The organism is Pseudomonas sp. S2_E01 (assembly GCF_054668365.1).
This window is the reverse complement of the sequence record NZ_CP162762.1, coordinates 1,716,357-1,730,656: the sequence shown is the minus strand read 5'-3', so window position 1 is coordinate 1,730,656 and position 14,300 is coordinate 1,716,357. Positions and strand designations below refer to the sequence as shown.

Genomic DNA, 14,300 nt, shown 5'->3' with positions numbered 1-14,300 from the left:
ACGTCGCCCTCACAAGTGGTAAACATCGATGACCTGACGAACGTAGTCGTTCTTCAGGATCACTTTCTTGGCCAGGATCAGCGGGTTTTCGCCGCGCATGTCCAGGGTGTAGAAACTGCTGCCGAAGTAGCTGTCGACGGTCTTGTAGCGAAAGCTCAGGGTGTGCCAGTTGCAGCGCACCTTGCACACGCCGTCGGTCTGCTCCAGCAGCTCGATGTTGCTGATATTGTGGGAAGTGCGGGTGTCCGGAACGCTGGCACTGGAACGCTCGGTCTTGATACGGAAAACCCGATCTTCGAGGCCTGTGCGGTTGCCGTACCAGATCAGCGAAATTTCCCGCTGCGGGTCTTCGGTCAGCTCGTCGTTGTCGTCCCAGGACGGCATCCAGAAAGTCGCGTCGGCGGCGTACAGTTCCAGCCATTCGTCCCATTGCCGGTCATCGAGGTAGCGCGCTTCGCGGTAGAGAAAATCGCGCACGGTGTCGTGGGAAATGTTCATTGCACATCCTCCACGGCGATCAACTTCGATTGCTCGACCGCCAAGGCCTTGAGCATGGTTTGCTGCCAGTATTTGTGCTGCAGCACGAACAGACCTTCGTCTTCAGTGCGCACGCCACTGAGCAGTGGATGCAAGTCGATTTCCTTTGCGGCGTCGTCGGCACCTTCGATCCAGTGCTCGGCGCCACGGGACATGTCGTTCCAGGTGGTGACGCTGCCTTGATAGCTGGTCTGGCAGGAGCGGAACTCTTCCAGATCGTCGGGAGTGGCCATGCCGCTGACGTTGAAGAAGTCCTCGTACTGACGGATGCGACTGGCGCGTGCGTGGTCGCTTTCACCCTTGGGCGCGACGCAGTAGATGGTGATTTCCGTGCGGTCCACCGAGATCGGCCGGGCAATGCGAATCTGCGAGCTGAACTGGTCCATCAGGTAGACGTTGGGGTACAGGCACAGGTTGCGCGAGTTCTCGATCATCCAGTCGGCGCGCGCCTGGCCAAAATCCTGCGCCAGTTCATCGCGACGCTCGTACAGTGGGCGATCCTCGGGGTTGGCCCAGCGCGTCCAGAGCAGCATATGGCCCTTGTCGAAGGAGTAGAAACCACCTCCCTGCTTCGCCCAGCTACCGGCGCTCATGGTCGGGTTGCTGTCACCGGCCTCGCGCTGCTTGCGCTGGTTCTGGGTGGCGGCATAGTTCCAGTGCACTGAGCTGACGTGGTAGCCATCGGCGCCGTTTTCGGCGGTGAGTTTCCAGTTGCCTTCGTAGATGTAGCTGGACGAACCGCGCAGCACTTCCAGGCCTTCGGGGGATTGATCGACGATCATGTCGATGATTTTCGCCGACTCGCCCAGATGCTCGACCAACGGCAGTACATCGGCCTTGAGGCTGCCGAACAGGAAACCACGATAGGACTCGAAGCGCGCCACCTTGGTCAGGTCGTGGGAACCGTCGCAGTTGAAACTCGATGGATAACCGGCATTGGCCGGGTCTTTGACTTTAAGCAGCTTGCCGGAGTTGTTGAAGGTCCAGCCATGGAACGGGCAGGTATAGGAACTCTTGTTGCCGGACTTGTGCCGGCACAGGGTCGCACCACGGTGACTGCAGGCGTTGATGAAGGCATTGAGCACACCGTCCTTGTTGCGCGCGATGAAGATCGACTGGCGCCCCATGGTGGTGGTGTAGAAATCGTTGACGTTGGGAATCTGGCTTTCGTGCGCCAGGTACAACCAGTTGCCTTCGAAGATGTGCTGCATCTCCAGGTCGAACAGGCGCGGATCGGTGAACATCTCGCGTTTGCAGCGATAGACGCCTTGTTCAGGATCATCTTCGAGCAAGGCGTGAAGGTATTCAGGTCGCAGGGTCATGGCCACCGCCTCCATTGTTATTGTTCAGGCAGGCTCATGCTAGGACGGGGCAATGGGGTGGACTATCCGCGGGGTGCAGACCTTTATCCGTTTTGTGCAGAAGCCGGGATCAACGGCGCTTGAGGGTGTCGGACGGTAATTCGCCAAACTGTTTACGGTAACTGTCGGCGAAACGGCCCAGGTGCAGGAAACCGTAGTCCATCGCCACTTCGGTGACGCTGCGCACGTGGCAGGTCGGGTCGCTCAGGCAGGCATGGATGCGCTCGAGACGTTTGCGGCGGATGTAGTTTTTGGGCGTGGTGGCGGCATTGCGCTCGAACAGCCCATACAGCGAACGCACGCTCATGTGCGCCTGGCGGGCCAGGTCTTCACTGTCGAGGTCATGCTTGAGATGGCTGGCGATGTAGTCTGCGATGGCGTCGAAGGTGGCCGTCTGTGAACCGATGTCCAGGCGACTGACATTGGTCTGCATCAGGGTGAGCATCTTGCTGACAATGATCTGCGCGTAGTGCTCCTGAACTTTGGGCATCGGCGTACTGGCTTCGGCTTCCTGACAGATCATCGCCAGCAGACCGACAAATCCTTCCAGTTCGTCGAGCTGGTAGCGGTTCTCGAGAAACCGCACGCCCCGCCCCGGATAACGCCAGCGCTGCTCGTCGCACACTGATTCGAGCAGCGGGGTCGGGACCTTGAGGATAAATTTTTCGCAGTCGGCGGAGTACGTCAGGTCCACCGGGTCATCGGGGTTGATCAACAGCAGCTCGCCGGGGGCGAAGTAATGCTCCTGACCGTGCCCACGCCACAGGCAATTGCCCCGCAGCAGCACTTGCAGGTGATAGATGCTCTCCAGGGCACCAGAGGTGACTCGCACACTGGCGCCGTAACTGATGCGGCACAGGTCGAGGCTTGCGAACTTGCGGTGATTGAGACTGGCCAACGGCTGCCCGGTACGCGGCATCAGGATGCAATGATTACCGACATGCTGGTTGACGTAGCCGGACACCGCATACGGGTCGGCATGATCGAACACGGCGCTGCGCTGACTGAGTAGTGGCGCTTGCATCATCGGGTACTCGGGTTGTTATGCGTTAAATCATATACCTGTAGGAGCGAGCATGCTCGCGATGGTCGTCAACGATAACGCGGGGCACCTGATGCCCCGCGGAGTCTTTGCGTCCATCGCGAGCATGCTCGCTCCTACAGGGGTGAGGGCCATCAATCTTCGAGGGCACGCACCCGCTCATGCCGCTGCTGCTCTTGCGGCTGCGCCGAACCCTGCAGGGTGAAATCGAAATCGATCTCGGCAAACCGCCCGCTCACACCGTGGGCCGCCGCGCGGGCCTGGTCGTCGCTGAAGGTGATTTTGGCGATCAGCTCGTCGCGGGTGGCATAGGCAAAATCATCGTGCAGGTATTGGTCGCCGTCGAGGTTGATCTGGGTGGTCAGGTGGCGATGATCCGGCGCCGAGATGAAGAAGTGAATATGCGCCGGGCGCTGGCCATGACGGCCCAGTTGATCGAGCAGTTGCTGGGTCGGACCGTCCGGCGGGCAACCGTAGCCCGACGGCACGATGCTGCGAAAACGATAACGGCCTTCAGCATCGGTGACGATGCGGCGACGCAGGTTGAACTCCGATTGCGTGGTATCGAAGTATGAATAAGTGCCGCCAGTGTTGGCGTGCCACACATCCACCACGGCGCCGGCCAGCGGTTCGCCAGCGGTGTTGAACACCCGCCCCTGCATGAACAGGGTCACGCCCGGATCGACGCCATCATCCAGGCGCGCTTCACCCTGGGACAACGGTGCACCGGCCACGTACAGCGGGCCTTCGATGGTGCGAGGGGTGCCGCCGGCTTTACCGGCCTGCTCGTCTTCGGCGTCCATCAGCATGTCAAGGTAGTGTTCCAGGCCGAGCCCGGCTACTACCAGCCCGGCTTCCTGGCGCGCGCCCAGCACGTTGAGGTAGTTGACGACTTTCCAGAATTCTTCCGGGGTCACCGCCAGGTCTTCGATGATGTTCACCGAATCGCGCAGGATGCGGTGGATCAACGCTTTGACCCGTGGATTGCCGGCGTCATTGAGCAGGCCGCTGGCGTCTTCGAGAAATTTCTGGGCGTGGGCAGTCTGGGAAATCTTGACGTTCATTTGGTGGGTTCCTCATCTTGTAATTATGGTCGAAGCAGGCTGAACAGGCTGGGTTCAGCGATCGTCGTCTCGGATCGAAGAAGGATGGCGGCACAACGCATCGATCTCGATGGCCATGTATGGGAACAGCGGCAATTGCATGAGTAGATCATGCAGCTCCTGGACGCTGTCGACATCGAACACGCTGTAATTGGCGTAATGGCCGGCAATGCGCCACAGGTGGCGCCACTTGCCTTGCTCCTGCAGGCGCTGGGCCAGGGCTTTCTCGTCGGCCTTGAGCCTGGCGGCGGCTTCCGGATTCATGTCGACCGGCAAATTCACGGTCATCTTTACGTGGAACAGCATAATGCTCTCCTCAGACGGGATGAATGGCAGTGGATGTTTTGTCGCGACGGAAAAACGCCAGGCGTTCTTCATCCAGGTTCAATCCCAAACCTGGTGTATTCGGCACGTGCAACTCGAAATCTTGATAAATCAGCGGTTCGCTGAGAATGTCTTCGGTCAGCAGCAGCGGACCGAACAACTCGGTGTCCCACGCCAGTTTGTTCAGGGTGACAAAGGCATGTGCCGACGCCATGGTGCCCAGGCCACCTTCAAGCATGGTGCCGCCGTACAACGCGATACCGGCTGCTTCGGCGATGGCGGCGGTGCGTAGCACGGCACGGGGGCCACCGTTCTTGGCGATCTTCAGGGCAAACACCGAGGCCGCACCTTCGCGGGCCAGGTTGAACGCGTCTTCCACGCACTCAATGGACTCGTCAGCCATGATTGGCGCCGGGCTCATGGCATTCAGGCGTGCCATGCCCGCACGGTTGTTGCGCGATATTGGCTGTTCGATCAGATCGATGCCGTTAGTTCCCAGAACTCGGCAAGCGCGAAGCGCCACTGCTTCGTCCCAGGCCTGGTTGACGTCGACCCGCACGCTGGCGCGGTCGCCCAGGGCTTTCTTGATAGCAATGACGTGGGCCAGGTCGCGATTGACTTCACCCGCACCGATTTTCAGCTTGAAGATGCGATGGCGGCGCAGGTCGAGCATTTTCTCGGCTTCGGCGATGTCTTTTGCGGTGTCACCGCTGGCCAGGGTCCAGGCCACCGGCAACGCGTCGCGCACACGACCACCGAGCAGCTCACTGACCGGCAGGCCCAGGCGTTTGCCCTGGGCGTCGAGCAGCGCGGTTTCGATGCCGGACTTGGCGAAGGTATTGCCCCGGATGCTGCGCTCCAGGCGCAACATCGCCGCGTTCACATTGGCGCTGTCCTGACCAAGCAGCAGCGGCGCGAAGTGTGTGTCGATGTTGGTCTTGATGCTGTCCGGGCTTTCGTTGCCATATGCCAGGCCACCGATGGTGGTGGATTCACCGATGCCTTCGATGCCATCGGCACAGCGTACGCGGATGATCACCAGGGTCTGGTTCTGCATGGTGTGCATGGCCAGCTTGTGCGGGCGGATGGTCGGCAGGTCGACAATAATCGTCTCGATCGACTCAATGGCGGTAGCAAGCATTTCAATACCCGTCAGGTTCTTAAAGTTCTGGAACCGATTCTGGTACGGCTTTTTTCCGGAGGCCAATATAGAATTGGTCTTGCTTGATACCTTTAAGGTATCCATAGACACTTTCACGGAGGTCCCATGGAACTGCGTCACCTGCGGTATTTCCAGGTGCTGGCTCAAACACTGAATTTCACCCGCGCCGCTGAGCTGCTGCACATCGCCCAGCCGCCCTTGAGCCGACAGATCCAGCAACTGGAAGACGAGTTGGGGGTATTGCTGCTCGAGCGGGGGCGCCCCCTGAAGCTGACCGACGCCGGGCGGTTTTTCCACGAACACTCGACGGCGCTGCTCGAACAACTGGGCAAGGTCTGCGATAACACGCGGCGGATCGGCCTGGGCGAAAAAACCTGGCTGGGCATCGGGTTCGCCCCCTCAACCCTTTATGGCTTGCTGCCCGAACTGATCCGCCGCCTGCGCAGCGGGGAGCCGTTGGAGCTGGAGCTGGGGCTGTCGGAGATGACCACCTTGCAACAGGTGCAGGCCCTGAAGGCCGGGCGCATCGACATCGGTTTCGGCCGCATCCGCATCGACGACCCCGCGATCATCCAGACGGTGCTGAGGCAAGACCGCCTGGTGGCTGCCCTGCCCGCCGGGCACCGTCTACTGGCCGGCCCCATCAGCCTGCGGGACCTGGCCAAAGAACCTTTCGTGCTCTACCCCGGCAACCCGCGCCCCAGCTACGCCGATCATGTCATTGCCCTCTTCGAATCCCAGGGCGTGAGCATTCACGTCGCGCAATGGACCAACGAACTGCAAACCGCCATCGGCCTGGTGGGCGCGGGCATCGGCGTGACCCTGGTGCCGGCCTCGGTGCAATTGCTGCACCGCGACGACATCGGCTTCACCCCGCTGCTGGAAGACAACGCGACCTCACCGATCATCCTCAGTCGGCGCGTGGGCGATGTGTCGCCGGGGCTGAATCATTGCCTGCGGATGATCGAGCAATTAAAGCCGCACAGCCTCCCTCAATGACTGTCGCCAACCCAGATCCAATTCCAGATCCCCGGCAATTTGACGGCCTGTGAGCTATCACCAACCGTGCGTGCCATGGCCGCACGCAGCAACTGCGCCTGGTCGTCGTAAAACGGTTTACCGTCGACTTTCACACCGCTCGCCTGGGCGCTGTCCAGGAGGATTTGCAGGTATTCGCGGGCATGTCGGGCGCTGTAGCGGTTGAGATCGTGGAAGGTCACCACCACGGGAATCACCCCCTCGACGGTCGGCAGTTCGCCCAGGGCGATGCGCTCACGCAGCTCGGACATCGAACGCAGAAAATGCGCGCGCCGCCGCAGGCTGGCATTGAACCCCCAGACTTTGCCGTCGTTGGCGCTCAAGTCGGTGAGCAACACGTGCATGCCGTGTCGTTGATAGGCGGCGAACACACGTTTGTCGTAGTTCCAGAACGGGGGGCGCACGAGGGTCGGTGCCGTACCGGTGATGGCGGCGATGTCGGCACTGCCCTTGCTCAACGACTGCTCCAGTTCCTCCGGGCTCAGGGAACGGTGGTTGGTGTGCCAGTGAGTTGCGGTGTGGAAACCAAGGATCTGCCCTTCGACGTGCTCACGGCGCATGACCTCACGTCCGATATCGCTATCGCCGGCCCGCGGCGCACCGGTCTGAACAAAAAAAACCGCCTTGAGGTTCGGTTGCACCGGATTGCTGGCCAGGCTGTCGAGCACGGTCATGGTCGGGTTCCAGAAGCTCGAAGCGCTGGGACCATCGTCGAACGTCAGCAGGAAACGAATCGGGGCCTGCTGGCGCAGGCGTTGTTCGGTCTGCGGCGTCAACTCGATGGGCGCGGCGATGCACCCTGCCAGGCCTGCGGCAATGGCGAGCGCGCCGAATAGATTCAACAGTTGTTTCATGAAGAGCGTCCAGACCGTGGGGCCGCACGGGTGTGCGGGCCGCGGGTTGGATCAGGGTACACGGGCTTTGGTTCCGGTGCCGCGGGCATTGGTTACCGGGTGAGTGCCTGCTCGAACGAGGCATCGATGATCGGCGCCGTTGCCAGCGACGCAGGCAGTGCCTTGACGCTGAACAGGAAGTCCGCCGTACTTTGCAGGTCCTTGGCGGCCTGGGCGTCAACCGGGCCGATGGTCATGTGCGCCTGGCGCAACCAGTGACGCGAGACGTTCTGATCGAGATTGGCTTTTTTCGCCCACAGGTCGGCGTATTCGTCGGTGTGACTGTCGACCCACGCCCGGGCCTTTTTCACGCGCACCAGGAAGTCGGCGATGGCTTCACGCTTGCTGTCGATGGACGGCGTCGATGCAGCGATGGCGCTCAGCCCGGGCATGAGGTTTTTTGCGGTGATAATCGGTCGGGCACCGGAGAACAGAATCTGCTGGGAGATGTAGGGCTCCCACACCGGGAAGGCGTCGATACTGCCCTGCGGCAACGCGGCGGCGGCATCGATTGGCATCAATTTGATGAAGTCGACGTAGTCTTCCGGCAGGTTGGCCTGCTGCAATGCTCGCAAGGTCAGTTGCTGGCTCCAGGCGCCGGGCCAGTAGGCGACTTTCTTGCCCTTGAGATCGGCAATGGTCTTGACCGGTGAATCCTTGGGCACCAGCAACGCGATGGTGTCCGGGTTCTGCCGGGATACGCCGATCAGTTTCACCGGTGCCTGCTTGGCGGCGAGAAACAGGAAACCCGAATCACCGAGAAACCCCACGTCCAGCGCGCCCGTGTTCAACGCTTCGGCCAGCGGCGCGGCTGCCTGGAAGTGTTTCCAGTCGACGGTGTAAGGCGCGCCTTCGAGCACCCCCGATGCCTCAACCGAAGCACGCACGTTGTAGTAGTTCTGATCGCCGATGTGCAGGACGACAGAATCGGCGGCGTGGGCCACAGGCGTAGCAAACAATGCGCTGGTCAACAGACCGCGAACAAAGCGAGACAGGTTCATCGAAGCGTTCCTTGGGAGTGAATGGCATAGACCATAACGCTCTCAATAACAGCTTTTTAAATTCTATTTATGCATAAGCTCATGACCGCCCATCGTCACTGTTTACCCAGCAACAGTGGGTCGACAGAGTGTTTTCCCATCAACAGCGCCCAGACCAGGATGCGGGTGCAAGCCCCTTCAAAACCGGCCCATCGCGGATATGGCACAGAGCCTGCAATATTCCATTCTGATAGGAACACTTCATAAAAACATGCTTTCGGAAATAAGAAAGCTCAACGCCTTGCCGGAGCCAACCCGATGAATTCCACCGCCCGTTTTCCGTTTGTCAGATCCTTGCTGGGCGCCTGCGCCCTGCTTCTCGGCCTGCAACCCGTGGCACAGGCGGCGCAGCCACAGCCTGCCGAAGTGCACCTGGATTACGCCTATTACTCGCCGGTCAGCCTGGCGCTCAAACACCAGGGTTTTCTGGAAAAAGCCCTGCCCCAGACCAAGGTCACCTGGGTGTTGAGCCAGGGCAGCAACCGCTCGCTGGAATACCTCAACAGCGGTGGCGTCGACTTCGCTTCCTCCGCCAGCCTGGCCGCCGTGCTCAGCCGCGCCAATGGCAGCCCGATCAAATCGGTGTACGTCTACAGCCGCGCCGAATGGACGGCCCTGGTCGTACGCAAGGACTCACCCTACAAGACCGTCGCCGACCTCAAAGGCAAGAAAATCGCCGCCACCAAAGGCACCGACCCCTACTTGTTCACCCTGCGCAGCCTGCAGCAGGCTGGCCTGAGCAAGAACGATGTGGAACTGGTGCACCTGCAGCATCCGGATGGCCGCACCGCGCTGGAAAAAGGTGACGTCGACGCTTGGGCCGGCCTCGATCCGCATATGGCCGCCAGCGAAGTCCAGGCCGGTTCCCGCCTGCTGTATCGCAACACCGACTTCAATAGCTACGGCGTCATCAGCGTCACTGAGCGTTATGCGAAAGAACACCCGCAAACCATCCAGACCGTCCTCAAGGCGTACGAACAGGCCCGTGAATGGGCGGTGAAAAACCCTGATGAACTGGCGAAGCTGCTCGCCAGCGAATCCGGCCTGCCGCTGGACGTTGCCAAGCTGCAACTGTCGCGCACGGATCTTGGCAGCCCGCAATTGACCGCCAGGGACGTCATCGCTTCAAAGGCTGCCGCCCCGATCCTGGTGTCCGAGGAACTGGTGCGTCGCGGGGTAAATGTCGACCAGGTCATCGACCAACTGATCGACACGGGCTTCAAGGACACCGTGGCTCGTCAGTAAACAACCGCCTACGGGAGAGCCCGAATCCGCGCCCGTCGCGGATTCGTCGTCACTGGAGAACCCCATGACCAGCAAAAGCAAAACCCTGCCCCTCGAACGACCGGCAACCCGGCGTGCGCCGTTGGCCTTGAGCAATGCCTGGCGTTTGCGTCTCAAGGGCTTAGCCGTGCCTGTCCTGATTCTTCTGCTGCTGGAATTCGTCGTACGGATCGGCTGGCTGCCGTCCTACCAGATGCCCGCTCCCAGCGAGATCGCCCTGACCCTCGGCGACCTCGCCGAAGGCCCTTTGTGGAAGCACATCACCGCCAGCCTGCTGCGCGTGTTGCTCGGTTTCGCCATCGGCGCCAGCCTGGCCCTGGTCTTTGCCGCCTGGGTCGGTTTGAGCCGTGAAGCCGAAGCCTGGCTGGAGCCAACCTTCGCCGGCCTGCGCTCGATTCCGAGCCTGGCCTGGGTACCGCTGTTGCTGCTGTGGCTGGGCATCGACGAGACCTCGAAAATCGTCCTGATCGCCATCGGCGCCTTTTTCCCGGTGTACCTCAACGGCGTCGCGGCAATCCGCAACATCGATCGCAAACTGGTGGAAGTCGGGCAAATGTACGGTTTCAGCCACCTGCGCCTGGTGCGGCGCATTCTGTTTCCCGCCGCCCTGCCCGGCCTGTTCACCGGACTGCGCAGCGGCCTGAGCCTGGCGTGGATGTTCCTGGTGGCCGCGGAATTGATCGCCGCGACCCGCGGCCTGGGTTACCTGCTCAGTGACGGTCGCGAAACCTCACGCCCGGACATCGTGCTGGCGGCCATCATCGTCCTGGCGCTGCTGGGCAAACTCAGCGACGGCCTGCTCGCCGGGCTTGAGAAGCGCTTGCTCACCTGGCGCGACACTTTCAACGGCCAACGTGCAGAGGATTGAGCCATGACCGACCACTTGTTGGACATCCGCGTGGAGCGAAAGACCTTCGCCTCCACCATGGTGCTGCAAAACATCCACCTGCAACTGCAACCCCGGGAAACCGTCAGCCTGCTGGGGCCCAGCGGGTGCGGCAAAAGCACCTTGCTGCGAATCGTCGCCGGGCTGGAACAGGACTTCCACGGTGAACTGCGCAGCAACGCAGGCGAAGTCGCGTTCGTGTTCCAGGAACCCCGTTTGATGCCTTGGCTGACCGTGGCGCAAAACATCGGCTTCAGTGCCGATGGCAACTACGACAAGGCCTGGGTCGGCCAACTGATCGACGAGGTGGGTTTGAGCGGTTTCGCCGAGGCGTTGCCCAAGGCGCTTTCGGGCGGCATGGCGCAACGGGTTGCCATCGCCCGCGGCCTGTATTCGCGACCCGACGTGCTGCTGCTCGATGAGCCGTTCAGCGCCGTGGATGCCTTCACCCGGATGAAATTGCAGGATCTGTTACTGCAACTGGCCGAACGTCACGCCATTGCACTGCTGCTGGTGACCCACGACGTCGATGAAGCGCTGTACCTCAGCGACCGGGTATTGGTCATGGACAACCGCCCCAGCCGCATTCGCCAGGAGGTGGAAGTGCCCCTGACACATCCCCGTGATCGTCGTGACCCGTTGCTGGCGCAACTCAAGGCCTTGTCGTTGACTGAGTTGCAGCGGGCGCACGTGATTTAACCCGTCCGGGCGAGCGGTCAACCTGTCAATTTCGCCGCTGAGAAATTCATATCCAACAGCTGCTTTCAGAAGAGTGTTTCATTGAAGAAACACTCGCAGAGCAACACCGCGCAAACGTTTAACCGCTTGTCAGACAATCCTTTGATCGTAGATACATTCCCAGCAACTACCGATAGCATGCGCGACCATTTCCACTGACAGTCGTCAGATGACCGTAGAGTCAACTAATAAGGAAATCCCTTCTCCATCAAGCCTTGCAGAGAACTGAATGAGCGACGATTTTTCAATGGATCAGGTCGTCGGTCTGGAGTGCGTTTATCGTTCCCAGACCGAACACTACCGACTTGACTGTTTTATCGAACAATACATAAACACCCGAAACCTGCACGCCGTTGCAGAAATCGACAAAACCCTGCGTTTAACGCTCAAACGCTACCCGGGTGGGCACCGGGTGAGGGTCAACGAGTTGAATGCCTGGATCGACAGGATGCTGGGGTATCGGGCGGCGCATCCGGAAGTGGTGCAGCTGGACGACGCGTGATATCTGCTCGGGCTCCTGTGGGAGCGGGCTTGCCCGCTCCCACAGGAGAGAGCTACTCATCACGGTTTCAGAGGCCGCTCTTCATCGCGCTCCGACAGCTGACTACGATCTTCATGTTTCCATGTCACGTTCTTTTTGCGCTCACGCGCAAGCTCTTCCTCGGACGGCTCATCCTCGTCTTCCAGGTCCGGATTTTTGCGTTCAGTTGCCATGTTCACCTCCCTCCCCAGTGATCGGTCATCAAACTTAAGCGTAGATCAGTTTCGATTGCCCTGATTCAGAGCAACCAACGCAGCAAAAAGAAAAACCCCATGCTCAACAGCATGCTCAGCAAGGTGTTGCGCGTGTAGAGCACCAGCCCCACCGCCACCACCGAGCTGAGCAGGTAGGGATTGTCCCATTGCAGGTTCAGTTGTTTGTCGGGCATGAACACGATCGGCCCGCAGATCGCCGTGAGCATGCCGGGCACGGCAAAGCCGAGAAACTGGCGGGCATTGCTGCTCAGACGCAGCGGCAGGCGAGGCTCGAGGAATACGTAGCGGTTGAGGAACACCAGGATTCCCATCCCGAAAATCACGGCCCAGACCATCATGTGCGTGCCCCCTGGAGTTTGTTGCAGACAAAACCCGCCGTCATCCCCGCCAGCCCGGACAGCACCAGCGCCGAACCCCATTGCCAATAGCTGAACAGCACCGAGCAGAACAGCGACACCGCCACGCAAACCACCGTCGGCACGTTGCGCACCACCGGGGTAATCAACGCAATGAAGGTGGCGGCGATGGAGAAGTCCAGCCCCAGGTGTTCCAGCCCTGGAATGCTGCTGCCCAGCACAATGCCGGCCAGCGTGAAGAGGTTCCAGGCGATATAGAACGTCAGGCCCACGCCCAGCGCGTACCAGCGGTCGAACTGTTGTTTGTCGTGTTGGCTGGTCAAGGCAAACAACTCGTCGGTGAGCAAAAAACCCAACCCCACGCGCCAGCGCCCCGGCAGCGGGGCAATGACCGAACGCAGGCTCATGCCGTAGAGCAAATGCTGGGAAGTCAGCAACAGCGTGGTCAACAAAATGGAAAACACCCCGGCCCCGCCCTTGAGCATGCCGATGGCCACCAGTTGCGCCGCGCCGGCAAACACGATGCTCGACAAGCCCTGGCCTTGCAGAGGGGTGAGATTGGCTTCGATGGCCATGGAGCCAGCCAGCAGCCCCCAGGGTGCAGTGGCCAGGGACAGCGGCATGATCGCCACGGCGCCGCGAAGGAAGGCAGCGCGCGGCAGGTGTGAATTGGACATAACGCTCTACAACCGGGGAAAGACACCAGACTGTGACAGTTGCCGTCGCCAATGGCTTGAACAATCTTGCGCATCTGTTCCGTTCATCGGCTACTGGCTTGATTCACTCGCATAGTGGCAACATGACGCCGCCCTTTCCGTGGAGTTCGTCATGAGTGCAATCGACAGCGACGTCTACAAAACACTGCTTGAGTCGACCAAAGCCATTCCGTGGCGCATCGACTGGAAGACCATGACCTTCAGCTACATCGGCCCGCAGATCGAAACGCTGCTGGGCTGGCAACAGGATAGCTGGGTGTCGGTGGATGACTGGGTCGAGCGCATGCACCCGGACGATCGCACCTATGTGGTGGAATTCTGCGTCTCGCAATCACGCGCCGGCGTCGACCATGAGGCCGATTACCGCGCGCTGACCAGCACCGGCGATTACGTGTGGATTCGCGACGTGGTGCATGTGGTGCGCAAGGACGGCGAAGTGGAGGCGCTGGTGGGCTTCATGTTCGACATCAGCGAGCGCAAGAAAACCGAAGAGCACCTGATCCGCCTGCAAAAACAACTGGAGGAATACTCCTTCCAGGACGGCCTGACCGGCATCGCCAACCGCCGGATGTTCGACACCGTGCTGGAGCGCGAATGGGCCAACGCCCAGCGCACCGGGCTGCCGTTGTCGCTGATCATCCTGGATATCGACTACTTCAAGCAGTACAACGACCATTACGGGCACATCAAGGGCGACGAATGCCTTCGCCAGGTGGCCAAGACCCTGTCTCAAGCCGCCAACCGACCCCGGGACTTCATCGCGCGCATCGGCGGCGAAGAGTTCATCTGGCTGCTGCCGGAAACCGATGCCGAATCCGCGAAACGGGTGGCCAACAAATGCCTGCACCTGATTCGCCAGCAACAGATTGCCCATGAGCATTCGGCGGTGTCGTCACTGCTGAGCCTGAGCCTGGGTGTGGGCACTACGACAGCGCCGTTGCAGGCCACCGCGCTGTCCTTCGTCGAGCAGGTCGACAAATTGCTGTACAAGGCCAAGCATCAGGGGAGGATGCGCGCCGAGTTCGCTGATTTCGATACGGCGAAAACCAGCGGGTAGCCAACGT

Annotated in this window: 17 protein-coding genes; 6 read left to right on the top strand and 11 right to left on the bottom strand. The window is 60.5% G+C overall.

The features are described from left to right. Positions 1 to 9: 9 nt before the first annotated feature. The 6 genes from benB to AB4O36_RS07920 all read right to left on the bottom strand — a co-directional run bounded on the left by benB (position 10) and on the right by AB4O36_RS07920 (position 5,508). Positions 10 to 498: a benzoate 1,2-dioxygenase small subunit gene (benB, locus tag AB4O36_RS07945; protein WP_460123257.1), complete on the bottom strand. Its 489-nt coding sequence runs from the start codon at positions 496 to 498 to the stop codon at positions 10 to 12. Further along, positions 495 to 1,859 carry a benzoate 1,2-dioxygenase large subunit gene (gene benA, locus AB4O36_RS07940; RefSeq protein ID WP_460123254.1) on the bottom strand — a complete coding sequence of 455 codons (1,365 nt, stop codon included), beginning with the start codon at positions 1,857 to 1,859 and terminating at the stop codon, positions 495 to 497. The genes benB and benA overlap by 4 nt, the downstream gene beginning before the upstream one ends. Before the next feature lie 109 nt (positions 1,860 to 1,968). Next, a complete protein-coding gene (locus AB4O36_RS07935; RefSeq protein ID WP_460141418.1) occupies positions 1,969 to 2,925 on the bottom strand; it encodes an AraC family transcriptional regulator in 957 nt (318 codons plus the stop codon). A gap of 149 nt (positions 2,926 to 3,074) precedes the next feature. Then, entirely contained in the window at positions 3,075 to 4,004 is a 930-nt protein-coding gene (catA, locus tag AB4O36_RS07930) for a catechol 1,2-dioxygenase (RefSeq protein WP_460141417.1), read from the bottom strand. A gap of 54 nt (positions 4,005 to 4,058) precedes the next feature. Beyond that, positions 4,059 to 4,349 (bottom strand): muconolactone Delta-isomerase, encoded by a 291-nt coding sequence (gene catC / locus AB4O36_RS07925; protein ID WP_460123246.1) that lies wholly within the window; start codon positions 4,347 to 4,349, stop codon positions 4,059 to 4,061. A gap of 10 nt (positions 4,350 to 4,359) precedes the next feature. Then, positions 4,360 to 5,508 (bottom strand): muconate cycloisomerase family protein, encoded by a 1,149-nt coding sequence (locus AB4O36_RS07920; protein ID WP_460141416.1) that lies wholly within the window; start codon positions 5,506 to 5,508, stop codon positions 4,360 to 4,362. 126 nt (positions 5,509 to 5,634) lie between these two features. Here AB4O36_RS07920 and AB4O36_RS07915 point away from each other — a divergent pair, with 126 nt between their 5' ends. Further along, on the top strand, positions 5,635 to 6,528 hold the full coding sequence (locus AB4O36_RS07915; protein WP_460141415.1) for a LysR family transcriptional regulator: 894 nt from the start codon (positions 5,635 to 5,637) through the stop codon (positions 6,526 to 6,528). Here AB4O36_RS07915 and AB4O36_RS07910 read toward each other — a convergent pair. Both AB4O36_RS07910 and AB4O36_RS07905 read right to left on the bottom strand, forming a co-directional pair. After that, positions 6,522 to 7,421: a polysaccharide deacetylase family protein gene (locus AB4O36_RS07910; protein ID WP_460141414.1), complete on the bottom strand. Its 900-nt coding sequence runs from the start codon at positions 7,419 to 7,421 to the stop codon at positions 6,522 to 6,524. The genes AB4O36_RS07915 and AB4O36_RS07910 overlap by 7 nt on opposite strands. A gap of 92 nt (positions 7,422 to 7,513) precedes the next feature. Next, positions 7,514 to 8,461: an ABC transporter substrate-binding protein gene (locus AB4O36_RS07905; RefSeq protein WP_460141413.1), complete on the bottom strand. Its 948-nt coding sequence runs from the start codon at positions 8,459 to 8,461 to the stop codon at positions 7,514 to 7,516. Between the two features lie 297 nt (positions 8,462 to 8,758). Here AB4O36_RS07905 and AB4O36_RS07900 point away from each other — a divergent pair, with 297 nt between their 5' ends. From AB4O36_RS07900 to AB4O36_RS07885, 4 genes are all read left to right on the top strand, one after another. Further along, the gene (locus AB4O36_RS07900) at positions 8,759 to 9,745 is read left to right on the top strand and encodes an aliphatic sulfonate ABC transporter substrate-binding protein (RefSeq protein WP_460141412.1); all 987 of its coding nucleotides are present in this window, start codon (positions 8,759 to 8,761) and stop codon (positions 9,743 to 9,745) included. A 64-nt stretch (positions 9,746 to 9,809) separates the two neighbouring features. Then, a complete protein-coding gene (locus tag AB4O36_RS07895) occupies positions 9,810 to 10,652 on the top strand; it encodes an ABC transporter permease (RefSeq protein WP_460141411.1) in 843 nt (280 codons plus the stop codon). A 3-nt stretch (positions 10,653 to 10,655) separates the two neighbouring features. Beyond that, positions 10,656 to 11,369: an ABC transporter ATP-binding protein gene (locus AB4O36_RS07890; protein WP_460141410.1), complete on the top strand. Its 714-nt coding sequence runs from the start codon at positions 10,656 to 10,658 to the stop codon at positions 11,367 to 11,369. Positions 11,370 to 11,637: 268 nt separating this feature from the next. Beyond that, positions 11,638 to 11,910 carry a hypothetical protein gene (locus AB4O36_RS07885; RefSeq protein ID WP_460123228.1) on the top strand — a complete coding sequence of 91 codons (273 nt, stop codon included), beginning with the start codon at positions 11,638 to 11,640 and terminating at the stop codon, positions 11,908 to 11,910. 59 nt (positions 11,911 to 11,969) lie between these two features. Here AB4O36_RS07885 and AB4O36_RS07880 read toward each other — a convergent pair whose 3' ends face one another. The 3 genes from AB4O36_RS07880 to AB4O36_RS07870 all read right to left on the bottom strand — a co-directional run bounded on the left by AB4O36_RS07880 (position 11,970) and on the right by AB4O36_RS07870 (position 13,197). Beyond that, a complete protein-coding gene (locus AB4O36_RS07880) occupies positions 11,970 to 12,122 on the bottom strand; it encodes a hypothetical protein (protein ID WP_460123225.1) in 153 nt (50 codons plus the stop codon). 65 nt (positions 12,123 to 12,187) lie between these two features. After that, the gene (locus AB4O36_RS07875) at positions 12,188 to 12,499 is read right to left on the bottom strand and encodes an AzlD domain-containing protein (protein WP_460126643.1); all 312 of its coding nucleotides are present in this window, start codon (positions 12,497 to 12,499) and stop codon (positions 12,188 to 12,190) included. Further along, positions 12,499 to 13,197: an AzlC family ABC transporter permease gene (locus tag AB4O36_RS07870; RefSeq protein WP_460123222.1), complete on the bottom strand. Its 699-nt coding sequence runs from the start codon at positions 13,195 to 13,197 to the stop codon at positions 12,499 to 12,501. Before AB4O36_RS07870 ends, AB4O36_RS07875 begins: the two co-directional genes overlap by 1 nt. 151 nt (positions 13,198 to 13,348) lie before the next feature. Here AB4O36_RS07870 and AB4O36_RS07865 point away from each other — a divergent pair, with 151 nt between their 5' ends. After that, positions 13,349 to 14,293, top strand: coding sequence for a diguanylate cyclase (locus AB4O36_RS07865; protein ID WP_460141409.1), 945 nt, complete (start codon positions 13,349 to 13,351; stop codon positions 14,291 to 14,293). The last annotated feature ends 7 nt before the right edge of the window (positions 14,294 to 14,300 follow it).